This window comes from Oceanobacillus massiliensis str. N'diop (assembly GCF_000285495.1).
In the GTDB taxonomy this organism is placed as follows: domain Bacteria; phylum Bacillota; class Bacilli; order Bacillales; family Amphibacillaceae; genus Oceanobacillus; species Oceanobacillus massiliensis.
Genome location: NZ_HE610978.1, coordinates 142705 through 165028 on the forward strand (window position 1 = coordinate 142705; position 22324 = coordinate 165028).

Below are 22324 nucleotides of genomic sequence, written 5' to 3' on the forward strand. Positions count from 1 at the left end.
CAGACAACTAAAAAATCATGCCCTCGGATGATAGGTATTGTACATATCTTTCAATCTTGTTTTGGTTACATGCGTATAGATCTGGGTAGTCGAAATATCTGCATGTCCAAGCATTTCCTGGACAACCCTTAGATCTGCACCATTTTCCAGTAAATGGGTAGCAAAGGAATGTCTTAATGTGTGCGGAGTAATTGTTTTGCTGATCTTTGCACTCAGCGTAAGCCCTTTAAGTATTTTCCAGAATCCTTGACGAGTCAAGGGCCTGCCATGCCGGTTTACAAACAGAGTGTTCTCCGGTTTGTTTTTGATCAGTTCCTGTCTTGACATTTCCAAATAATGTTCCAAAGCCCTTTTGGCCACATCTCCCAGTGGAACAATCCTTTCTTTCGAGCCCTTCCCAAAGCATTGAACGAATCCCATTGTCAAATGAAGATCGCTGACTTTTAGTGTGATCAGTTCTGAGACACGCAAGCCGGTTGCATAAAGCAATTCGAGCATCGCTTTGTTCCGGATTGCCAATACGGAATTTTCCTGGATATCCAGCAGTCGCTCCACTTCATCTTGTGAAAGTACATCCGGAAGCTTTCTTTCTTTTCTTGGTGTTTCAATATGTAAGCTTGCATCATGTGTTACGATTTGTTCGCGTATCAGGAATTGGTGAAACGAACGAATCGATGAAACGTGTCGAGTTATCGTTGCTGTCGATTTTCCTTCATCCTTCAATATATACAGAAAGCCCATTACATCCTTTCTGTTTACGTTCTCCCATGCCTGTTTCTGGACTGTATTCTCAAGGTAATCCAGATAGTGTTTCAAGTCACGTCCGTATGAATGAATAGTGTTATCAGACAGTCCCCGCTCAATTCTCAGAAAGTGAAAAAAATCCTCCAACGCGTGTTTAAGCATAGCTTCTACTCTCCCTGCTGAAAAATTAGCTGGAAACGTTCCAGTATTTTGCTCTGTGATTGAAATACTTTCACTGCCGGTCCTTCTGGAGGATCGTACCGATGTATCTGTTTATATTCGTTATGCAATACCTGTAAACCAAAATAGAAAATGAAGGTGCATATTGTAAATATGATAAAAACCTTGAAGGTGTCCCACATCATTCTGCTCATGCACAAATCTCCCTAAAATTAGTATCTATTTTAAAGATATGCAGAGTCTGAAACACAATATACTATTCAAATGTAACCTTTTTCATCTAAATTGTAAAATAGATGACATGTTGGTTGTAAGATGGGAACAGGATATGGATAGTCTTGTGGAACGAAAATGTACGCTACAAAGTATTAAAGCCTTTCTCCAAGTGGAAAAAGGCTGTTGCATGTAAGTATTAATTTGCTTTAACCGCCGACTGCTGGCATTGTTTGCAGATACCGTGAAAGGTCAATCGATGATCTTTCACCTCAAAGCCCCAATCATTCTGCACAATTCTCTCCACATCTTCCAATAAATCATTGACTATTTCTTCTACAGAGCCGCATTCAATACATACCAGATGATGATGAAAATGTTTTGCTCCTTCTTTCCGAAGATCATAGCGAGAGACTCCATCACCAAAATTGATTTTATCAACTATTTTCAGTTCGGAAAGCAGCTCCAGTGTCCGATAGACGGTAGCTAATCCAATTTCAGGAGATTTTTCCTTTACTAACAGGTAAACATCCTCTGCACTTAGATGGTCCTCTTCTCTCTCTAATAAGACACGAACCGTCGCCTCTCTTTGAGGAGTCAACTTATAGCTCTGTGCATGCAGCTGCTTTTTGATTTGTTCTATACGGTGTTCCATGGCAGGTCGCCTCCCTCATATCCCTTCTTTATTATATGCACCATTCATTATCATGTCAAAGCATATTCTCATCTTTTAATTATAATAATTATAAAATAGTATTGTTTATAAGTAAAATGATTTAATCAGCTCTTCCATTGCTTTGTTGGAGATATAGGATTCCACGAAGGCTGCAACTAATGACACTCCCACCAAAATAACGTAAATGATGCTGTATCTTCCCAACGGCTGCAGGAGCTGTTGATTATTTCTGCGTGAGAATAATTTGTTCAGCAATGTCAGGGAAAAGATCATAGATATGGACCCTGCGGTAATATAGACCGGGATGGCAATGATATTCTGAGGGGCGATCGACAAGGATGCAAGAAGTAACCCTTTCATACCAAGCTGATTGACAATAAAGCCCACCGAAAAGCCAACCACCAATCCCTTAATGAATATTAGTACCCATACTAAAGGAAGTCCAATCACAGACAACCCTAGGATAAACAATAGCAAAAGATATTTTCCATGATAGATAAAACTCTCCCAGAGAATCTCATTTTTCTCAATGAAAATTCCATCGGTAATCTGACCGAAGAATCGTTCCAAGTAAAAAAACAAATCCTGTTTCTGTATGAATCCCATACTATTAACAATGACGGCCCCGAATATGATTCCAGTCAGGAATAAAATGATCATAAATAGATAGATTGTTGCATGATTTTTAATATGTTCCCATACGAGAAAACTGTTTTTATACATTGGAATCCTCCCAATAAGCAATAGTCTATAATTAAAACTATGAGGATTCCGGTTCAAAAATACCTATAATCCTGATTTAATAGATATCAGGAAGTCTCAATACTTCCATACCTCCCGCCACCGCCGGCATGTATCCGGAGTTCGCCTTCCCGCAGCTGGATAATAGAGTGTGCTAGTTTTTCAGGGACTACCTGCCGTAATTGTTCGATGGATGCATGGTGAATCACATTCATCTCTGTCCCAAATCTATGAAGCAGTTTTTGCATCGTTTTTGGTCCTAGAGATGGCAGATACTCCAATGGGACCTGATATAAATAAGGTGGACGATTCTTAGAATTGAATTTTCCATCGTCCAATTCCTGGATGCGGTCAAAGACTCCTTTTATAATCTTTTCACAGCCGCAGGATTTGCATGCCAAAGCATTTACCGGAAGCTCCTTCAGACAGCTGCTGCAAACGGTTGTATGGTATTTCCCAAGCTGTGGATTCATGCCGAAATTACGTTTTATCTCTCTGCCTGCCACACGGTGCAAAGACCAATTAAATTCTTTGAAGGATGGTTCCAGCATTGTGATTTCCTGGTACTCTCTGGCTATTTTAGGTAAGGAATGCGCATCCGAATTTGTAAGGAACGTATAATCATGCAGCTCGCTTATTTGATCAGCCATATTTGTATCGGAACTTAACCCAAGTTCAATACCATCTATAAGGTCTGGGTCAAACACTTCCCGCAGTGATTTAATGACGCCTTTTCCGTATAAACTTTTAAATGGTGTAAATACATGAGCAGGGATAAACAACCCTTCCAATTCTTTGACTTTATACTGCAGTCCTTTTGCAGAGCCGTAATATCGCTGAGAACTCAATGTGATATTTTTCATGTTCATTGCCAGCCATTCCGAAAAAACCTCAATCTTTGATAATGTTGGAAAAAAAGCAAGGATATGTATTGGTCCTTGGCAATTTTCGTCATAGATTTCAATTTCCGATCCCAGCACTAGAACAACATTTTCAAAACGGATACCACCATCTTGCAATTCATAGGCCCTGCCGGCATTGATCAGCTGTTTGATTTCCTGCTGTACGGCAGGTGCATGACAGTCAATGACCCCGATTATATCAATCCCTTTATTTCTGCTTGCTTCCTCAAGAATATTTGTCAGTGTCAGAGTTTTTGAAGCGGTGATTTTTACCGGTTTACCATACATATCCCTGCCGATATGAATGTGCATATCAGCAAAATAGGAATTCAATGTTAGAGCCTCCCTAAGGCATGCAAATATAGGATTGCGTAATTTGTTTTTGCATCTTGGATGCGTTCATCAATAACATATTGTTTAGCCTCTTCCAGTGTCAGTTCAATGACCTCAACAAATTCATCCTCATCACCGTTTGGCGGGTTATCCATTTTGATAAGCTGATCGGTGACATAGATATGAATCAGTTCATCAGCGAATCCAGGTGATGTATAAAACGAAGTCACAAACGAGAGATCATTTGTAGTATAGCCTGTCTCCTCTTCCAGCTCACGAACGGCGGCCGCCAGAGGGTTTTCCTGATTATCAAGCTTTCCGGCAGGAATCTCTACCAGTGATTTTTCCAGTGGTTTACGATATTGTTCAACAAAAATAATCTTATTATCCTTTGTAATCGGTATTACCGCTACCGCTCCCGGATGTTTGATCAGTTCCCTGGTGGATGTCTTGCCATTTGGAAGCGATACCTCGTCAACTTGCAGGTTAATGACTTTACCGTTAAATATCTTCTCACTTTTGATTGTTTTTTCTTCAAATTTCTTCACAATTGACCACCCTCATCTGATTTCTAGTGTTTATTTTAGTTTAGCACACTTCCGTTCTGAGTAGAAAAGTTGTATTCCGGTTTGTCAGTCCTTACAATAAACTAATAAATGAAGAAATGGGAGTGAGAAAATGAAGAAAAAGCAATTAGGCAAGTCAGATATGAAGATTTCCGAACTGACATTGGGGTGCATGTCACTTGGCACGGATCAGAATCAGGCAGAGAGAATCATTGATACTGCAATTGATGCTGGAATAAACCATCTGGACACGGCCGATCTATATGATATGGGCAGGAATGAAGAAATCATTGGGAAGGCCATAAAAGAAAAAAGAGATCAGCTCATCCTAACGACGAAGGTAGGAAATCATTTTAATAAGCAAACTGGGGATTGGTACTGGGATCCTTCCAAGGAATATATCAACAAGGCTATAAAGGATAGTTTAAGACGTTTAGATACGGACTATATTGACTTTTACATGCTTCATGGCGGAACAATAGAGGATCCAATCGAGGAAACAATAGAATCGTTTGAAGAACTGAAGAAGGAAGGGCTGATCAGGGCCTATGGAATCTCGTCCATCCGGCCAAATGTGATTCGCGAATATGTGAAATCCTCTTCCATTGACGGTGTGATGATGCAATATAGCCTTCTTGACCGCAGACCGGAGGAAGAGATATTGGATCTATTGCATAAAAATGACATCAGTGTTCTTAGCAGGGGTCCACTCGCTAAAGGAATGTTGAGCAACCAAGGTGGAGCTGTTCTTGAAAGAAAAGGGGAAAATGGCTATCTGGATTATCGTTATGATGAATTGAAAGCAATACAGCAGCACATCGCTGAACTTTTGGATGAAAGGCAGACCATGAATGGGCTCGCGCTGCAATATGTACTGAATCATCCGGCCGTGGCAACAGCTGTATTCGGTGCTAGCTCTTCGGAACAAGTCGAGGAAAATACAGTTGTTGATAATTCGGAGGCGCTTTCGGCAGAAACGATTGAGAGATTACAGACGATTACAAAACTAAACCGTTATGATAAACACAGATAATGGAGAAGATAATTTCGGCAATCGGTAGCTAAAAAAGTGAAACGGGCCAACTAATTTTCCTCTTTAAAGATAGGATTGAACAAGGCTGCGGTAAGCGATGACTTACCGCAGCAAACTTGCAAATTGAAAATATCAATCCTGTTCCTTTTGCAGCAGATTCTGTGCCGGGATTATCGGGTTTAATATCCCTTCATTGCTTGATAGCCGGAAAACATCATTTCGGATATCGAGTTTCATATTATTTGCAAAGAAGACGCTTTTGGCCTCATCTATTAAAACTTGTACATCGTCATTTTCGATGGTGACATGATGCTTTGGATCTCTTTCTCCAATAAACCGAATAGCAGGTAAACCATTTACGCCACATCCGCAGCCCTCTGTGTCATACCATAAGAGAAGATAATGGTCTTTTTCAGTGCGCAGTTGTTCCAGTTTCAATTGGGCATCAGGAGTAATTTCCAGTTTCATAATCAAGCTCCCCTTTATTTTTATACTCATCATACTATATTTCGTTTCAGATTTATTGCCTAAGCAACCGCATTATTTTTTGTTGAATTGGCTTTTCAGCATTTTCTCCATCACCCCTGGGAAAATCCTATACAATATACTGCCCATCTCCATCCAAAAAGGCATGTTTATTTCCCTCTTTTTCGAAAACAGATGACTTACGGTCACTTTGGCAACTCTGTCTGGATTAAGCATGTAGCGTTCAACACTCCTTTGATAGGAACCCTCCTTATCTGCATGAGAGAAGAAATCGGTTCGAACCGGACCTAGATTCACCGCTGTCACAAAGATATTCTTACTTTCTATTTCCTGCCTCATTGTATTAGTAAACCCGAGTATCGCATGCTTTGAAGCGCCGTATGCAGCGGATTTCGGGGTGGCTATTTTGGCAGCTTGGGAGGCAATATTGACAATATGCCCTTCTTCAAATTTTTGGAAGTGAGGAATCACCAGTTGTGATAATCTTATTGCGGAATACACATTTAACTGAAACATTTGACGGATATCTGTCCAGTCCATTTGCTGAAAAGGATCAAAAACACCTATCCCAGCATTGTTTATCAAGGCATGCACCTGCTGATGTTCTAACAGTATATTTTGCAGCACATAGTCAACCTGATCTTGCTCCTGAAGATCTACTACATAAATATAACTTTCACGATTGAATTCATTTTTAAGGGTTAATTGAAGCTCTGCCAGTTTATCGGCAGAACGCGCCAGCATAATTGGTATACCGCCGGCTTTGGCTATATGCAGACAAAGCTGTTTTCCAATACCGCCGGATGCACCTGTGACTATTATTTTTTTATGAACAAGGTCATTTCGCATAATAATTCATTACACCATCCTCTATCATATAGTCAACCAACCCCTTTTCTTCTAAATAATCCAGCTGGCCAATGGTCTCTGACATTGTTAAATTGATTCTTTTTTCAAAGTATCTTGGGAATAATTGCTTGCAAATCCCGAAAGGCGTTAAAGATTTTGTCTGCAATAATCGATACACCCTGCTGGAACGCCTTTCCTGGCTGACCATTCGTTTATGGATAATCTCGTTTGCATTCGTGAAAATTTCCCCGTGACCAGGGAGAACAGTCTTCAGATCTAATGACAAGCATTTCATTAAACTTTCGCGGTACTGCAGCATTGGTTTGGGTCTAATCGCTCCTTCTTTTGCAGGTGCTTCTATTGTAATGCTTGGTGAAATATGTTTTAGAAGATGGTCTCCCCCAATAAAAGACCTATCCTTCGTTCGTAAAAAGGATAGATGTGTCTGTGCATGGCCATATGTCCCAATCACTTCCCATCCCGGATGACCGGGCAATGAATCACCTTCACCAATCGGATTGGTCAGCCGCCCTTTTCCTGCGTAATGAAGATCGCTGGTAAATTCGGATATGGCATAATGGTATTCACTTGCTATTCCTGTCTGGCAGTAGAGCGACTTGAAAAAAAGCTTACTGCGCTCAAAGAAAGACTGATTTCTTGATAGCCATAAATCAACATCGGGATGAGCTGTTATGTATTTCAGACGCGGAAAGGCTTCAATCAGCCCAGTGTGATCCGGATGATGATGCGTCAAAACAATTTGTTCTATATCACTTACATTATAGCCAATCTCACTTAATTGAGAAACAAGTGCTTCTTTTGCCTGTTTTGTATTAACACCTGCATCTATGAGTGTAAGTAGGTCACCTTTTAACAGATAGGCATGAGTATCTCCCACTGCAAATGGTGTTGGAATTGTCAACTGACTGATTGTCTTATCAAATGTATCCAAATTTCTCTCCCCCTGTGTTGACGGTGAACTGATTCACTTAGCGCAATTTTACTATCTAGTGACGTAATTGTACATTGTTAGCGATTGTAATGGCTTCCGATTGTTGGAAAGGAACTGCTCCATTGACTTTTATATCAAAATCAAACACAATTATGACAGAGGTGAAATTATGACCAGAATCATTGCGCACCGGGGCGCCAGTAAACTGGCTCCCGAAAATACAATGCCTGCCTTTCAGTTAGCTTATAAAATGAAGGCCGATGGTATCGAAACAGATGTCCAATTAACAAAAGATAATATACCCGTTCTCATCCATGATGAACATGTCAAAAGAACAACAAACAGTACTGGCTGCGTTAAAGATTATAATTATGAAGAATTAAGACAGCTTGACACTGGTTCATGGTTTTCCGCAGAGTTTGCTGGGACATCGATTCTTTCCCTTGATGAATTTTTGCAATGGGCAATCGACAAGCCGCTCGATTTGAATATTGAACTTAAAAACAATAAAATAGACTATCAGGATATGGAATGCATTGTATATGAAATGCTAGAACACTATCATGTATTGGACAGAACGACACTCTCTACGTTCAATCCAACTAGCATCAAACGGTTAAAATCAGTCAACTCAAATATCGGAGTTGCACTGCTTACCTCCCGCAAGCGAAAAGATCTGGCAGGATATGCAAAAGGACTTGGCGCCAATGCTCTTCATATCAAATACAGATTGCTGAGCAAGTCGCTGGCACGTAGATGCAAGGAAGAAAATATGGCATTGCGTGTCTATACTGTCAATCGTTATCTGCCTATGTTCCGTTGTTTTCGTTATGGCTGTGACGGTATCTTTACGGATGTCCCAAATAAAGCACGTCTTTTTCGAACTATATTATAATAGATATAGCAGAAATTGATTAATAGATGGAGGATTAATATGGAATTGGTATTTCTGGGAACCGGTGCTGGTGTTCCGTCCAAAGAACGAAACGTCTCGGCAGTTGCCTTGACACTCTTGCAGGAACTTGGGAGCATATGGCTGTTCGACTGCGGAGAAGCAACACAGCACCGCATATTGGATACTTCTATTAAACCAAGAAAAATAGATAAAATATTTATTACACACTTGCATGGTGATCATATATATGGTCTTCCTGGCTTATTGAGCAGCCGTTCCTTCCAGGCTGGAGATCAGCTGCTGACCTTGTATGGACCTCGAGGCATTAAGGAATTTATTACGACAAGTCTTAAAGTCAGCGGAACACATCTTTCATATCCTCTGGAAATTGTAGAAATAACAGAGGGTAAAATCCTGGATGGAGACAAATTTTCTGTTTATGCGAAACAGCTCGATCATGGGATTACGTGTTTTGGTTACAGAATAGAGGAAAAAGACAAGCCGGGAGAACTTCTTGTACAAAAGCTGCGGGAACTGAATATTCCTCCAGGGCCCATCTACCGTGAAATTAAACAAAATGATAGAACAGTTACCGATGACGGTACAGTGCTTTACCAAAAAGATTTCATTGGTCCGAACAAAAAAGGCAGGATAGTCAGCATTCTTGGAGATACTCGTATGCAGGCTGAAAATGTATCTTTTGTCAAAGGTTCCGATGTTCTGGTCCATGAAGCTACATTCATGCATGATAAATTGAAGATGGCGAAGGATTATTATCATTCGACAAATACTCAGGCTGCTTTGCTTGCTGCTGATAGTGATGTCAATCAACTGATTTTGACCCATATATCATCCCGTTATCAACAGGATGATGATAACCGTATATTAGCCGAGGCCAGCGAAATTTTTCCTGCGACATTTCTTGCTAAAGACTATCTAGAATTCAAAATAGATCATCAAAACTAGAGGAGAGATTTCAATGGGTTATATTGAAACAATTGTGGATAATCAGCGGACATTTTTCAAAAATGGGAATACCGTTACATACTCCTTCCGCAAAAAACAATTACAAAAACTAAGGGATGCCCTTAAGGATAACGAAGAAAATATCTATCGTGCATTAAAAAGGGATCTAAATAAATCAAGACACGAAACACTAACAACAGAGCTGGGGATGCTTTATTCAGAGATTGATCTAGCTATTAAAAATCTGCGGATATGGATGGAACCGGATAAGGTTCATTCGCCCATGACCCATAAGGGATCAAAGAGCTATATTATGAAAGAACCATACGGAGTTGTGCTGGTGATTTCTCCATGGAATTATCCCTTACAGCTTGCCATCGCTCCGGCAATCGGTGCCATTGCCGCCGGGAACTGTGTCATCATAAAACCATCTGAACATGCCCAGGCAACATCTGCCATTATAGCTGATTTAATCAATCGTGTATTCGACGCCTCCTATCTAACGGTTATTGAAGGCGCACAGGAAACAAGTGAAGTACTATTGCAACAACAGTTGGATTATATTTTCTTTACCGGCAGCTCCCATATCGGAAAAATAATAATGCGTGCTGCCAGTGAACATCTTACACCTGTCACGCTTGAACTAGGAGGCAAAAGCCCTGCCATCGTAGATGAAGATGCAAATATCAATCTTGCAGCTAAACGCATTGTATGGGGTAAATTCACAAATGCCGGCCAGACATGTGTAGCCCCTGATTATATATATGTACATGACAAAGCAAAATTTAAGCTATTAAAAGCAATGAAAAAGCATATTAAAGCACTCTATGGGAAAGAACCATTGAGAAATGACAACTACACTCGAATCATCCATGAAAAACATTTTGATAGACTCGAGAAATTCCTCTCACAGGGTACGATATTGCATGGAGGAGCTTCCGATAAGGGAATATTGAAAATAGAACCGACAATATTGGATAAAATCCATTGGGAAGATCCTGTTATGAAAGAAGAAATCTTTGGGCCGATATTACCTGTTCTTACATTCACCAATATTGAAGATGCCATGTATAAAATCAAACGAATGGAAAAACCGCTGGCCCTGTATTATTTCGGTGAAAATGATAAAATGCAGCAGCAGGTGATGGAATACGTGTCCTTCGGCGGGGGAGCTATAAATGACACACTTTACCATATTGCCAATCCCCATCTGCCTTTTGGAGGGGTCGGCAACAGCGGTATGGGCTCCTATCATGGGAAATACAGCTTTGATACCTTCTCACATCGGAAAAGCATCTTGAAACAAACGACCAAATTCGATCTTCCTTTCCGGTATCCTGGCAGCAAAGTAGCATCCAAGCTAGTGAAGAACATAATGAAATAATGCTTTTCATCTAAAAATACCTGCCCCAGTTATTGGTGCAGGTATTTAACGTTTATAATCATCAAGAAAATCCTTCTGAAAACTAGTTCTTGGCTGTTCGGTACTTTCATTAACTTTTGATTGCAATGTTTTAAAAGGACTTTTTCCATATTTTTCGGAAAGCTGATCAATGGCTGAATACAGCTTCTCTTTCTTTGCTTCTTTTTCATAACTAAAAATATCGAGCTGTTTACCCAAATTACGTTTATCCTCGATATCCTGAACGGTAATCCCCAGCAGACGAATCGGTTCCATATTCCAGTGCTTTTGCAGCAATTCATTCGCAGTCAACAGAATGTCTGCCTTCGAATCGATATAGTGCTGCAGCTTTTTACTTCGTGTAATTGTCTTCCGGTCATGATATCGGATGGTAACCTGCACACTTCTGCCCGCTGCTTCTTTCCTATGCATTCTTCTCTCAACATTATCTGCCAGCAGATTCATCAGGCTGCTGATATCTTTCCAGTCAGTTGTGTCCTCTGGAAGGGTCTGTGAGCTTCCGATGCTTTTAAATTCATAAATTGCATCTGGATCTACTGGACTGGTATCGTTTCCGTTGGCTCTGTTTTTAAGTCTCTCGCCATTTATTCCGAGCAATTGTTTAAGTTCATATACATCCTTATTTGCCAAGTCTCCAACCGTCTCGATATTTATCGTTTTTAGTTTCTTTGCAGTCTTTTCACCGACCCCATACATTTCCGAGATGGAAAGCGGCCAAAGTATATTTGAAATCTCTCTCTTCCGCAAAACCGTTATGCCTAATGGCTTTTTCATATCGGATGCCATCTTTGCCAGGAATTTATTTGGAGCTATTCCTATGCTGCAAGGAATGTCCAATTCATTCAGGATTCTCTTCTGAAGCTTCTCAGCTATTTCCAATGGGGTGCCTTGATTTTCTGCTTCCGAAATATCCATATAGCCTTCATCAATGGATACAGGCTGAACATAAGGGGTAACCTCTGACAACATTTTAAAGATTTCCTTGGATGCCTTGCGGTAACGGTCAAAATTAGGTCTCATAACAATAAGTTCCGGACAGAGTTTACGCGCCTGCCAAATAGGCATTGTCGTTTTAACCCCCTTTGCCCTTGCCTCATAGCTGCTTGTCACGATAATCCCCTTACGTTCCTCCGGATTACCTGCAATTGCCAAAGGCTTTCCTTTTAACTTAGGATTATAGGCCATTTCAACTGAGGCATAAAAACAGTTCATATCAATATGAAATATTATCCTACCCTTTTTCCGTTCCGAAACACTCATACCAAAACATCCTTTTTGTTTCGCTGTTTTTTCTATAAGATTTATTATATTTACCACACGATAGATAGCCATGTGGAATATTAAATAAAAACTATATATCCGCAGCACAAGCATTTATTTTCCATACAACAATTATACCATATGTAAACAACCCCAAAAGCAATAGTGCTTCTGGGGTTGTCTGTTAGTTATTGGATGCTTCCTTGATAATCGCGGCTACAAGCTCCGCAACCTTCACAAGGTCTTTTACTGCGATCTGTTCAGCGGTTGTATGTATACCTTCATAGCCAACAGCTAGATTGACAGTTGGTATGCCCAGTCCTGCAATCACATTTGCATCACTGCCGCCGCCGCTTTTTAATAGCTTGCTATCCCGGCCAATAGATTTTGCCGCTTTGCGGGCAACTTCGACTACCTGGTCTCCAGCTTTTTGCTTATAGCCAGGATACATTACTTTGATTTTCACTTCTGCTGATCCGCCATTTTCCTCTGCAGCTGTTTCAAATGCTTCCTTCATTTTGGCAACCTGTGCTTCCATTTTTTTCGGTTCCAATGATCTTGCTTCAGCCAGGATTTCAACGTGATCTACAACAATGTTTGTTTGCTTGCCACCTTCAAAACGGCCAATATTTGCCGTGGTATCCTCATCAATTCTGCCTAAGGGCATTTTGGAGATTGCCTTTGCGGCAAGTGTTATAGCAGAAACCCCTTTTTCGGGTTCGACACCGGCATGCGCTGTCTTGCCTTTAATGATCGCATATACTTTTGCTTGGGTTGGTGCTGCAACAATGATATCTCCAACATCGCCATTACTGTCCAAGGCATAGCCATATTTGGCATGTATCAGTGAACGGTCAAGTGCTTTTGCACCTACAAGACCCGATTCCTCTCCAGCTGTAATGATAAACTGGATGTCGCCATGAGGAATATCGTTTTCTTTGATTAAATGCAATGCTTCAATCATTGCTGCAAGCCCAGCTTTATCGTCAGCACCAAGGATAGTTGTTCCGTCGGAGGTAATCAGTCCATCTTTTATGGTCGGTTTGATCCCTTGACCCGGTACTACGGTATCCATATGTGATGTGAAATAGATTGGATCTGCTCCATCCGAATTTCCGTGGAGTGTACAGATGAGATTGCCTGCTCCATGACCGGTTTGTTCTTTACTCTCATCTTCAAATACTTCAAGACCCAATGCAGAGAATTTCTTTTTAAGAATTTCAGCAATTTCAGCCTCAAATTTGGTTTCCGAATCGATTTGTACAAGTTCTATAAATTCTGCAACTAATCTTTCCTCATTTACTTTAATCATATTATAACCTCCTATTCTATAGGCTACTATAACTTGACCATATTTTACAGTGGAATGTTTCCATGTTTTTTAGCAGGGCGTTCCTCCCGCTTATGCTGAAGCATTTCCAGAGCCTGCATCAGTTTGATTCTCGTTTCCCTGGGATCTATGACATCGTCCACCATACCAAGGCCGGCAGCCACATATGGATTTGCGAATTTTTCACGGTATGTATCAATTTTTTCCTGTCTTAACAGAGCGGGATTAGCACTCTCCGCTATCTCTTTTGCGTAAATTATAGTTGCCGCACCTTCTGGGCCCATTACAGCAATCTCTGCATTTGGCCAGGCAAAGACCAGATCTGCTCCAATCGATTTACTGTTAAGGGCGACATATGCTCCCCCATAGGCCTTTCTTGTTATAACAGTAATTTTCGGTACGGTTGCCTCCGAATAGGCATACAGGATTTTCGCTCCATGACGGATAATTCCGGCATGTTCCTGTTTTACTCCCGGGAAAAACCCGGTAACATCTTCAAAGGTGATAATCGGAATATTGAACGAATCGCAAAAGCGAATAAACCGTGCTGCTTTGTCACTGGAATCGATGTCAAGTCCTCCAGCTAAATATTTGGGCTGATTACATACTAATCCAATTGTCTCCCCCTTTATTCTGGCAAAACCAACGACAATATTTTTAGCGAAATGCTGGTGTACTTCCAAGAAACTTTCTGGGTCAACCACCTGTTCAATGACATTTTTCACATCATACGGTCTTACCGCATGGAATGGTACAAGGTCTGTGATATCAGGACGTAATTCATCTTCCGGATTATTATAGGGGCGTTTCTCTGCCTTTCCTTTGTTGTTCGCAGGCAGATAGTCAATTAATTGACGAACGGCATCCAATGCTTCCTGTTCAGACTGGACTTGAAAATGCGCGTTGCCGCTTTTGCTATTATGTATGTGTGCACCGCCAAGATCTTCGGATGAAATCTGCTCCCCGGTCACAGTCTCAATCACTTTTGGACCTGTTATGAACATTTGGGAAGTCTTCTCAACCATGATGACAAAGTCGGTAATGGCGGGTGAATATACCGCTCCACCTGCACTCGGTCCCATAATCACCGAAATCTGCGGAATCACGCCTGAATAAATGGTATTGCGGTAGAATACTTGTCCATACCCATCCAGGGAAGATACACCTTCCTGAATTCTCGCTCCTCCCGAATCATTCAACCCAATAAAAGGAAATCCATTTTTTGCAGCAAGATCCATCACAGCGGCGATTTTTTTGCCATGCATTTCACCTAATGCACCTCCGTATACGGTAAAATCCTGAGCAAACAAATAGATCGGTTTGCCATTGATTTTTCCGTATCCGGTTACAACTCCTTCCCCCTTGGCATGATGGTTGCCTATATCTTTTACCCGTGCTTCCATAAATGGATTCAATTCGACAAATGAATCTTCATCAAGCAAATAATCAATGCGCTCTCTAGCTGTCATTTTCCCCTTCTCATGCTGTCTGTCAATTCGCTCATCGCCTCCACCCAGGTGAACCTGCCTCCTTTTGTCATATAGCTCATTAATTTTGTCAAATATATCCATTAGCTGTCCCTTCTTTCATGCTGAATTAATTCAAAGAGTACACCGTTTGCAGATTTTGGATGGATAAAAGCTACTTGACTATGATGTGCTCCTGCTGTTGGCTGTTCATTAATCAAGTGGATTTCCTGTCTTTTTAATTGCTGAATCCGACTGGATAGATCATCGACTTCCAAGGCGATATGATGAATCCCTTCTCCTTTTTTATCAAGGAATTTCCGGATTGCCGATGTTTCATTAGATGGTTCCAAAAGCTCCAATCTGGTTTCTCCTATCTTAATGAATGCAACTTTTACACCCTCTGACTCTACATCCTCAACAGCCTCTAGTTGAAGACCTAGTTTGTCTGTATAAAACGGAAGTGCCAGATCAATATTTTCTACAGCTATTCCTATATGCGCAATTTTCCTGGGCTCTCCGACTGCATCTGTATCCGGATCAATCAGGTCTTGAATATATGCAGCAAGGGAAGTAGTGGAAGACCCGCTTGTAAATATTTTTTTGATCCCTTGTTCAATCAAATATGGAATATCCTCACTCGGTATTACACCACCGCCTATAACAGGAATCTCCGCTGCATTTCGCTTTTTGAGCTCCAAAATAACCTTTGGGAACAAACTGCGATGCGCTCCGGATAATGAAGAAAGTCCAATTACATCCACATCCTCTTGCACTGCTGCCTGGGCAATCTGAGCTGGTGATTGGCGAAGCCCTGTATAAATGACTTCCATCCCATGGTCCCTGAGTGCCTGGGCAATGACTAAAGCTCCTCTGTCATGCCCATCCAAACCTGGTTTTGCAACGAGAACACGTATTTTTTTCATTGCTTTCTCACTCCCTTAAACACCAGTATATTCTCCAAACTCTTCCCGTAATACATTGCAGATCTCCCCAACGGAAGCATATACTCTCACCGCGTCTAAGATGTTGGGGATAAGATTGATCTTCGGATTTCGGGCACTTTTTTTAAGGTTTGCCAATGCTTTGTCGACCGTCGCTTGATCCCTATTTTGGCGAACATGCAGCAAAGATTCAATCTGCCCGGTCTCAAGCGCTTCATCCACTTTCAGAATATCGGGATTTACCTCTTCATCCACTTTAAACTTGTTCAACCCTACAATGACCTCGTCCTCTTTTTCAATTTGCTTTTGAATTTCATAGGCATTTTGATGGATTTCGCGCTGCATATAGCCCTCTTCTATGGCTTGGACAGCTCCTCCCAAATCTTTTATCCTGTCCAAATACACATTTACTTCCCTTTCCATCTCATCTGTTAACGCTTCCATATAATAGGAACCTCCAAGCGGATCGATTGTATCGGCAACACCGCTTTCGTGGGCTATAATCTGTTGGGTTCTAAGAGCAATCTGTGCCGACTCTTCAGTGGGCAGGGATAACGCTTCATCCCGTGAATTTGTATGCAGACTTTGTGTGCCTCCCATGACGGCTGCAAGTGCTTGGATGGTAACACGTACAATATTGTTATCCGGCTGTTGTGCAGTAAGTGTCGATCCACCGGTTTGTGTATGGAACCGCAGCTTCCAGCTTTTTGGATCCTTCGCCTGATAGTGTTCTTTCATAATCTTGGCCCAGATTCTTCTGGATGCGCGGAACTTTGCCACTTCTTCAAAAAAGTTGTTGTGTGCATTGAAGAAAAAGGCAAGCCTTGGCGCAAAAGAATCAACATCCAGACCTGAATCAATGGCGGCATCTACATATGCCACCCCATTGGCAAGCGTAAAGGCAGCTTCCTGTACCGCATTCGAGCCCGCTTCCCGGATATGGTATCCGGAAATACTGATTGTATTGAATTTCGGAACGTATTCCTGACAGTATTCAAAAATATTGGTGATTAATCTCATGGATGGTTTTGGCGGGAAAATATAAGTTCCTCTGGCAATATACTCTTTTAGAATATCATTTTGGATAGTGCCAGTTAGCTTACCGGGGTCTACACCCTGTTTCTCTCCTACTGCAATATACATGCATAGCAAAACTGCAGCAGGAGCGTTTATTGTCATGGAAGTACTGACTTTATCCAGTGGTATATTGTCAAGCAATTGTTCCATATCTTTCAGCGTATCGATAGCAACACCTACCTTGCCCACTTCCCCCTCTGACATCACGTCATCGGAGTCATATCCGATCTGGGTTGGTAAATCAAAGGCAACGGAAAGACCGGTTTGACCTTGATCAAGCAAATAGCGAAACCGCTTATTGGTTTCTGCAGCAGAGCCAAATCCAGCATATTGACGCATTGTCCAGAATCGGCTGCGGTACATGGTAGGCTGTATTCCCCTCGTATATGGATATTGTCCAGGATAGCCTGGGCTGTTTATGCTGCCTTCATTGTCATATAGACGCTCAATATCAGAGCCAGAGGAGGTAGTAAACATTTCTTTCCGTTCAGGAAAGCGCTTTAAAGTTTTGGAAACAGAAGCTGCCCATTGTTCTCTTTGCGATTCATCAAGCTTTTTTTCGTCCATTATGGTCCCTCCTTATTTCTAATTTTATCTATTCATTATATTTTCAATCTTTTTTTAATACTTGTCCATATTAAATTTTCACGATAGAATAAATATAAGCAATATGAACCAAAGGAGGACTTATTTTGGCTACTAAAAGTAATTATAAGAATAATACGAAAAAAAGATCGAAACGTGAACGCAGAAATAAAATTATTGTATATATCATGATTATCCTGATGCTGCTTTCCTCACTAACCTATGGACTTTCATTTTTCATCTGATTATATAATAGGATTCTGAATGGATGGAAGACCGGTTGTTTACAGCCGGTCTTTTATCTTGTTGTCCTTTAAGCTTAAGTTGACATCACTTTTTTTGAACTTCTGTTTTATAATCAAATAATCTTCAATTTCATGAAGCAATTGAAATAGATTTGCCCTTGTCTCAAATTCTTCCCTTGTTGCTGGAAGCTCCACCTTATTAAATTCCTCTCTCAGCTCTTTTAATTCATCAAGAAACAGGATGGCAGTATTGCCGGGGTGGACCGAATCTGATAACCCTTCGAAAAAGTCGGCAATTTTTTGTGAAATGGTATCTGAATTAGGTAAATTCGTTACAAGTGGCAGCATTTGTTTCAATAATTCATATTGACTTATACGCATATAGAAATAATCACGATACGGATGTTTGTTTCTTAACAGGTGATTCTCTCTATCTCTCTCGACCAAGTGGATGGCATCTGTCAGGATATCCTCACTCTCAGTAATTTCTTTACCATTCCAGCTGGTATCCTTATATCTAATATAGCGTGAATATTCAAATAAAATAACCCGGAAATTTTCTTCCAGCTTTTGCTGCTTATCCTTTATCGTCTTATCCAAACTTGGCATATATAGATTTAACAGCAGTCCTGTGCCAATACCGACAATAATCAGCAGGTACTGGTCCACCAGGGATGTTACTGTAATATGGGAAGAACTGTATAAATTTAAAATGACGACCGAACTGGTGGAAATCCCAGGTGTCACCTTCAGTAATACTGTAGTTGGAATAAATAGTCCCAGCATCAGGCAAAGAACTAACGGATGATAGCCTAACAGTTCAAAAAACACCAAAGAAAATATGCTTGCTACAATACACGCCAGAAATCGATGCCATGCACTGAAAAAGGATCTTTTCCTGGATGGCTGGATACATAGAATGGTCAGAATTCCAGCCGATACAAAATTTGTCAGTCCCAATAATTGAGCAATCGTAACGGAAAGAGGTGTTCCAATTGCTGTTTTTATTGTCCGATAACCAATCTTCACTTGTACTTCTCCTCGCAAAAACAGTGATATGTATAAAATGAGACTGTCAATCTTATACGTGGCAGCCTCATTTAAGTGCTATTCAGTTATTAAAATTCTTCACAATGTTCGTCGAAGACACTCTGCAATTTACTTGTCACTTCCATCGCGCTGTGTCCTTCAATATCGTGACGTTCTAGCATTGTCACGATTTTACCGTCCTTCATTAATGCAAAAGATGGCGATGATGGCGGGAATCCCTCAAAATACTGACGTGCTTTCTCTGTTGCTTCTTGATCCTGTCCAGCAAATACCGTTACTAAATGATCTGGACGCTTGTCGAAATGAATGGAGTTTGCTGCAGCCGGACGAGCAACTCCTCCCGCACAACCACATGTAGAATTGACCATCACAAGTGTAGTACCTTCCCGATTCAATGCAGCATCTACATCTTCAGGGTTTCTTAATTCTTCATAACCTGCTTCTTTTATATCTTTGCGTGCAGCATCTACAACATCCTGCATGAACAAATTAAAATCCATATTATTATCCATCCCTTTACATGTAAATTGTCTTGCTTTCATAAGCTTACCAAGATAGGAACAAATTTTCAATTTAAAATGTTTACGATTTTTTTATCGGAACTCATTTTTCTTAAGGATTATTGTTTTTGAACACAATCTTTATAAACTATGACGTAACGGCAACGGCCGATTTCCGCTCCGGGCAGTCGCTTTCCGCGGCGGGCGCTCTCAGCTTCCTCAGAAGCAAAACCGGCTTCTTGCGGGATCTTCAGCTGTTGCTTTTCCCGCTGGAGTCGACTGCCCTGCGCTCCAATCCATCAGCTTCATAATTGAATATAGTAAATCGATTCAGAAAACCGAATCACAACGGAGGAAATACACGGAGACTCCTTGAAATTGCATTCGCAATTTCTGCGTGCGATGTCTTGCTGACGCAGCCTTCCTTGTCCTGCGGGAAAAGCGAAGACGCTAAGACCCCACAGAGAGCGAACTTTGCGAGCGAGGAGGCTTAGTGCGAGCCCGCGGAAAGCGCAGTGTATTTCCGGAGCGGGGATAAAGCACCAATCCTTTCCTGTTACGTCGCAGTTTGTATTAATTGTGATAATCAAACACTTGAAAGAGATTTTCTGTATTGCTTGCTCAATATAGGTTTATAGTCTGTTCATTCATATCTTCCAGGGTTTTCTTGACATGTGCAAGGAATCTTCCACAGACAAGACCATCAAGTATTCGATGATCCAGCGACAGGGATAAATTCACCATATCACGTGCAGCAAACATGTCATTGATAATGACAGGACGTTTTACAATTGATTCAACCTGTAAAATGGCAGCCTGTGGATGGTTGATTACGCCCATCGACGAAATGGAACCAAATGAACCAGTATTATTGACTGTAAATGTTCCACCTTGCATATCTTCCGGTGTCAATTTTCCGGTTCTTGCTTTCGCGGCGAGCTGATGAATATCGCGGGCAATCGCTTTAATGGTTTTCTCATCAGCGTGTTTGATGACCGGCACAAAAAGTTCATTCTCTTTTGCAACAGCAATCGACAGATGGATATCCTTTTTCTGGATGATTTTGTCTCCAGCCCACATACTGTTCAGCTGCGGATATTGTTTCAGGGCCTGAGCAACAGCTTTGACGAAAAAGGCAAAAAAGGTAAGTCCATATCCTTCCTGCTTTTTGAAATCATCTTTCACTGTGTTGCGATATTTAACAAGCTCTGTAACATCAACCTCCACCGTCATCCATGCGTGTGGGATCTCCTGTTTCGATTTAACCATATTCTGTGCAATCACTTTTCTGATGCCTTTAACAGGAATTTCAATATCCCCTGTTTGTAATTCGTGATTGACTGCGGGTTCTGCTTCAGTAGAATCGGAATTGTTTTTGGAATTCAATTGTGGCGTCTGATTCTGCTTGTTCTTAGTCCCAGAAGCAATTATCTTTTCCAGGTCCTTCCTTGTAATCCGGCCGCCTCGTCCAGTACCCGTTACCTCCTTCAGATCGATGTCATGCTCTTGCGCCATAGTGAGTACTGCAGGCGAATATCTTTTTTTCATCGAGTCATCGGCAAAATGAGAATCGTTAGAGTCCGTTCGGCTGCTGGCTTTTGCCTCCCCTAAAACAGGTGTTGGATTATCGCCTTTATGGATATCCTTATTGTCTGTTTCGATATAGCAGATCAGTTCCCCAACAGCAACGGTTTCACCATCTGCTGCCACAATTTCCTTAATCGTGCCTGCAAAGGATGATGGTACTTCAGCATTCACTTTGTCTGTCATTACTTCGGCTATCGGATCGTACTTGTTCACTTTATCCCCTGCCTGAACCAGCCAGGTGCTTATTGTACCTTCATTTACGCTTTCTCCAAGTTTGGGCATCGTAATCTTTTCGGTAGGCACTGTTATCCCTCCATTTCCAATTATTAATATGCGGCTAAATCACGCATCGCTTTTTCCACTTTGTCTGGATTCATCATAAAATACTTTTCCATTGGGGGTGCATATGGCATTGATGGAACATCAGGGCCTGCAAGTCTTTGGATTGGAGCATCCAAATCAAATAGGCAATTTTCGGCAATGATTGCCGCTACTTCACCGATAATGCTGCCTTCTTTATTGTCTTCCGTTATAAGCAGTACTTTTCCTGTCTTTTTGGCGGCTTCAATGATGGCTTCCTGATCAAGCGGATAAACGGTGCGCAAATCAAGAACATGCGCCTCTATGCCATCCTCAGCTAATTTTTCAGCTGCCTGCAGGGCAAAATGGACACATAATCCATATGTTATAACGGTAATGTCATCTCCATTCCGTTTCACATCCGCTTTTCCGATTGGAAGAACATAATCCTCCTCAGGTACTTCCCCCTTTAAGAGACGATATGCCCGTTTATGCTCAAAAAATAGGACAGGGTCGTTATCACGGATGGCCGCTTTAAGTAATCCTTTTACATCATATGGTGTCGAGGGCATTACTATTTTCAAACCTGGCTGATTTGCAAACACCGCTTCAACAGACTGTGAATGATAAAGTGCTCCATGAACACCGCCGCCATATGGTGCGCGAATCGTAATCGGTGCACTCCAGTCATTGTTTGAACGATAACGCATTTTCGCAGCTTCTGAGATGATCTGGTTAACTGCCGGCATGATAAAATCAGCAAACTGCATTTCTGCAACTGGACGCATTCCATACATTGCTGCACCAATACCGACACCTGCTATTGCTGATTCTGCAAGCGGTGTATCCAGCACCCTATATTCTCCAAATTCGTCAAACAATCCGTCTGTAGCCCGGAATACTCCACCTTTCTTACCAACATCTTCCCCTAAAATAAACACCTCTTCGTCACGCTGCATCTCTTCTCTTAATGCAGTTGTGATTGCTTGAATATAAGTCATTACAGGCATTATGATCCCCC

Annotated in this window: 23 protein-coding genes; 5 read left to right on the forward strand and 18 right to left on the reverse strand. The window is 41.3% G+C overall.

Annotated features, from left to right (window positions below; genetic code table 11):
* Positions 1-15: 15 nt before the first annotated feature.
* The 6 genes from xerD to OMHG_RS10590 all read right to left on the reverse strand — a co-directional run bounded on the left by xerD (position 16) and on the right by OMHG_RS10590 (position 4337).
* Entirely contained in the window at positions 16-906 is an 891-nt protein-coding gene (gene xerD, locus OMHG_RS10565; RefSeq protein WP_010650772.1) for a site-specific tyrosine recombinase XerD, read from the reverse strand.
* Positions 907-911: 5 nt separating this feature from the next.
* Positions 912-1118 carry a DUF4227 family protein gene (locus OMHG_RS10570; protein WP_010650774.1) on the reverse strand — a complete coding sequence of 69 codons (207 nt, stop codon included), beginning with the start codon at positions 1116-1118 and terminating at the stop codon, positions 912-914.
* A 218-nt stretch (positions 1119-1336) separates the two neighbouring features.
* On the reverse strand, positions 1337-1792 hold the full coding sequence (gene fur / locus OMHG_RS10575) for a ferric iron uptake transcriptional regulator (protein ID WP_010650776.1): 456 nt from the start codon (positions 1790-1792) through the stop codon (positions 1337-1339).
* A gap of 105 nt (positions 1793-1897) precedes the next feature.
* Positions 1898-2536, reverse strand: a complete 639-nt coding sequence (spoIIM, locus tag OMHG_RS10580) for a stage II sporulation protein M (RefSeq protein WP_010650778.1) — start codon at positions 2534-2536, stop codon at positions 1898-1900.
* 86 nt (positions 2537-2622) lie between these two features.
* Positions 2623-3789 (reverse strand): endonuclease Q family protein, encoded by a 1167-nt coding sequence (locus tag OMHG_RS10585; protein WP_010650779.1) that lies wholly within the window; start codon positions 3787-3789, stop codon positions 2623-2625.
* 2 nt (positions 3790-3791) lie between these two features.
* Positions 3792-4337 carry an NUDIX hydrolase gene (locus OMHG_RS10590; protein WP_010650780.1) on the reverse strand — a complete coding sequence of 182 codons (546 nt, stop codon included), beginning with the start codon at positions 4335-4337 and terminating at the stop codon, positions 3792-3794.
* A 130-nt stretch (positions 4338-4467) separates the two neighbouring features.
* Between OMHG_RS10590 and OMHG_RS10595 the strand changes: the two genes are divergently transcribed.
* A complete protein-coding gene (locus OMHG_RS10595) occupies positions 4468-5388 on the forward strand; it encodes an aldo/keto reductase (RefSeq protein ID WP_010650781.1) in 921 nt (306 codons plus the stop codon).
* Positions 5389-5520: 132 nt separating this feature from the next.
* Here the strand turns inward: OMHG_RS10595 and OMHG_RS10600 are convergent, their stop codons facing one another.
* From OMHG_RS10600 to OMHG_RS10610, 3 genes are all read right to left on the reverse strand, one after another.
* Positions 5521-5856: an iron-sulfur cluster biosynthesis family protein gene (locus OMHG_RS10600; RefSeq protein WP_010650782.1), complete on the reverse strand. Its 336-nt coding sequence runs from the start codon at positions 5854-5856 to the stop codon at positions 5521-5523.
* Between the two features lie 72 nt (positions 5857-5928).
* Positions 5929-6723, reverse strand: coding sequence for an SDR family NAD(P)-dependent oxidoreductase (locus OMHG_RS10605; RefSeq protein WP_010650783.1), 795 nt, complete (start codon positions 6721-6723; stop codon positions 5929-5931).
* Positions 6713-7675 carry an MBL fold metallo-hydrolase gene (locus OMHG_RS10610; RefSeq protein WP_010650784.1) on the reverse strand — a complete coding sequence of 321 codons (963 nt, stop codon included), beginning with the start codon at positions 7673-7675 and terminating at the stop codon, positions 6713-6715. The genes OMHG_RS10605 and OMHG_RS10610 overlap by 11 nt, the downstream gene beginning before the upstream one ends.
* A 169-nt stretch (positions 7676-7844) precedes the next feature.
* Here OMHG_RS10610 and OMHG_RS10615 point away from each other — a divergent pair, with 169 nt between their 5' ends.
* From OMHG_RS10615 to OMHG_RS10625, 3 genes are read left to right on the forward strand one after another with little or no spacing between them, the layout of a single operon-like run.
* Positions 7845-8570, forward strand: a complete 726-nt coding sequence (locus OMHG_RS10615) for a glycerophosphodiester phosphodiesterase (RefSeq protein WP_010650785.1) — start codon at positions 7845-7847, stop codon at positions 8568-8570.
* Between the two features lie 39 nt (positions 8571-8609).
* Positions 8610-9536: a ribonuclease Z gene (gene rnz / locus OMHG_RS10620; protein WP_010650786.1), complete on the forward strand. Its 927-nt coding sequence runs from the start codon at positions 8610-8612 to the stop codon at positions 9534-9536.
* Between the two features lie 13 nt (positions 9537-9549).
* Complete coding sequence (locus OMHG_RS10625) at positions 9550-10920, forward strand: aldehyde dehydrogenase (protein ID WP_010650787.1); 1371 nt, start codon at positions 9550-9552, stop codon at positions 10918-10920.
* Positions 10921-10965: 45 nt separating this feature from the next.
* Here OMHG_RS10625 and OMHG_RS10630 read toward each other — a convergent pair whose 3' ends face one another.
* The 5 genes from OMHG_RS10630 to OMHG_RS10650 form a co-directional block, all read right to left on the reverse strand.
* Positions 10966-12219 (reverse strand): DNA polymerase IV, encoded by a 1254-nt coding sequence (locus OMHG_RS10630; RefSeq protein ID WP_010650789.1) that lies wholly within the window; start codon positions 12217-12219, stop codon positions 10966-10968.
* A gap of 184 nt (positions 12220-12403) precedes the next feature.
* Positions 12404-13531: a M20/M25/M40 family metallo-hydrolase gene (locus OMHG_RS10635; protein WP_010650790.1), complete on the reverse strand. Its 1128-nt coding sequence runs from the start codon at positions 13529-13531 to the stop codon at positions 12404-12406.
* 44 nt (positions 13532-13575) lie between these two features.
* Positions 13576-15120, reverse strand: a complete 1545-nt coding sequence (locus OMHG_RS10640) for an acyl-CoA carboxylase subunit beta (protein ID WP_010650791.1) — start codon at positions 15118-15120, stop codon at positions 13576-13578.
* Positions 15120-15941, reverse strand: a complete 822-nt coding sequence (gene mce / locus OMHG_RS10645) for a methylmalonyl-CoA epimerase (RefSeq protein ID WP_010650792.1) — start codon at positions 15939-15941, stop codon at positions 15120-15122. The genes OMHG_RS10640 and mce overlap by 1 nt, the downstream gene beginning before the upstream one ends.
* Positions 15942-15956: 15 nt before the next feature.
* Positions 15957-17603 carry an acyl-CoA mutase large subunit family protein gene (locus OMHG_RS10650; RefSeq protein ID WP_010650793.1) on the reverse strand — a complete coding sequence of 549 codons (1647 nt, stop codon included), beginning with the start codon at positions 17601-17603 and terminating at the stop codon, positions 15957-15959.
* A gap of 125 nt (positions 17604-17728) precedes the next feature.
* Here OMHG_RS10650 and prli42 point away from each other — a divergent pair, with 125 nt between their 5' ends.
* Positions 17729-17866 carry a stressosome-associated protein Prli42 gene (prli42, locus tag OMHG_RS18335; protein WP_147629059.1) on the forward strand — a complete coding sequence of 46 codons (138 nt, stop codon included), beginning with the start codon at positions 17729-17731 and terminating at the stop codon, positions 17864-17866.
* A gap of 39 nt (positions 17867-17905) precedes the next feature.
* Here the strand turns inward: prli42 and OMHG_RS10655 are convergent, their stop codons facing one another.
* From OMHG_RS10655 to OMHG_RS10675, 4 genes are all read right to left on the reverse strand, one after another.
* Entirely contained in the window at positions 17906-18895 is a 990-nt protein-coding gene (locus OMHG_RS10655; protein ID WP_010650794.1) for an aromatic acid exporter family protein, read from the reverse strand.
* Between the two features lie 89 nt (positions 18896-18984).
* On the reverse strand, positions 18985-19416 hold the full coding sequence (locus tag OMHG_RS10660; RefSeq protein ID WP_010650795.1) for a BrxA/BrxB family bacilliredoxin: 432 nt from the start codon (positions 19414-19416) through the stop codon (positions 18985-18987).
* A 621-nt stretch (positions 19417-20037) separates the two neighbouring features.
* Positions 20038-21306 carry a dihydrolipoamide acetyltransferase family protein gene (locus tag OMHG_RS10670; RefSeq protein WP_010650796.1) on the reverse strand — a complete coding sequence of 423 codons (1269 nt, stop codon included), beginning with the start codon at positions 21304-21306 and terminating at the stop codon, positions 20038-20040.
* 23 nt (positions 21307-21329) lie between these two features.
* Complete coding sequence (locus OMHG_RS10675) at positions 21330-22313, reverse strand: alpha-ketoacid dehydrogenase subunit beta (protein WP_010650797.1); 984 nt, start codon at positions 22311-22313, stop codon at positions 21330-21332.
* Between the last annotated feature and the right edge of the window lie 11 nt (positions 22314-22324).

Excerpts from the sequence above, each read along its gene's own strand:
- OMHG_RS10630 (WP_010650789.1), bottom strand. The coding sequence starts at position 12,219 with ATGAGTGTTTCGGAACGGAAAAAGGGTAGGATAATATTTCATATTGAT.
- OMHG_RS10675 (WP_010650797.1), bottom strand. The coding sequence starts at position 22,313 with ATGCCTGTAATGACTTATATTCAAGCAATCACAACTGCATTAAGAGAA.
- OMHG_RS10600 (WP_010650782.1), bottom strand. The coding sequence starts at position 5,856 with ATGAAACTGGAAATTACTCCTGATGCCCAATTGAAACTGGAACAACTG.
- OMHG_RS10650 (WP_010650793.1), bottom strand. The coding sequence starts at position 17,603 with ATGGACGAAAAAAAGCTTGATGAATCGCAAAGAGAACAATGGGCAGCT.
- spoIIM (WP_010650778.1), bottom strand. The coding sequence starts at position 2,536 with ATGTATAAAAACAGTTTTCTCGTATGGGAACATATTAAAAATCATGCA.
- OMHG_RS10605 (WP_010650783.1), bottom strand. The coding sequence starts at position 6,723 with ATGCGAAATGACCTTGTTCATAAAAAAATAATAGTCACAGGTGCATCC.
- xerD (WP_010650772.1), bottom strand. The coding sequence starts at position 906 with ATGCTTAAACACGCGTTGGAGGATTTTTTTCACTTTCTGAGAATTGAG.
- OMHG_RS10570 (WP_010650774.1), bottom strand. The coding sequence starts at position 1,118 with ATGAGCAGAATGATGTGGGACACCTTCAAGGTTTTTATCATATTTACA.
- OMHG_RS10625 (WP_010650787.1), top strand. The coding sequence starts at position 9,550 with ATGGGTTATATTGAAACAATTGTGGATAATCAGCGGACATTTTTCAAA.
- fur (WP_010650776.1), bottom strand. The coding sequence starts at position 1,792 with ATGGAACACCGTATAGAACAAATCAAAAAGCAGCTGCATGCACAGAGC.
- OMHG_RS10660 (WP_010650795.1), bottom strand. The coding sequence starts at position 19,416 with ATGGATTTTAATTTGTTCATGCAGGATGTTGTAGATGCTGCACGCAAA.
- OMHG_RS10635 (WP_010650790.1), bottom strand. The coding sequence starts at position 13,531 with ATGATTAAAGTAAATGAGGAAAGATTAGTTGCAGAATTTATAGAACTT.
- rnz (WP_010650786.1), top strand. The coding sequence starts at position 8,610 with ATGGAATTGGTATTTCTGGGAACCGGTGCTGGTGTTCCGTCCAAAGAA.
- OMHG_RS10615 (WP_010650785.1), top strand. The coding sequence starts at position 7,845 with ATGACCAGAATCATTGCGCACCGGGGCGCCAGTAAACTGGCTCCCGAA.
- OMHG_RS10640 (WP_010650791.1), bottom strand. The coding sequence starts at position 15,120 with ATGGATATATTTGACAAAATTAATGAGCTATATGACAAAAGGAGGCAG.
- OMHG_RS10595 (WP_010650781.1), top strand. The coding sequence starts at position 4,468 with ATGAAGAAAAAGCAATTAGGCAAGTCAGATATGAAGATTTCCGAACTG.
- mce (WP_010650792.1), bottom strand. The coding sequence starts at position 15,941 with ATGAAAAAAATACGTGTTCTCGTTGCAAAACCAGGTTTGGATGGGCAT.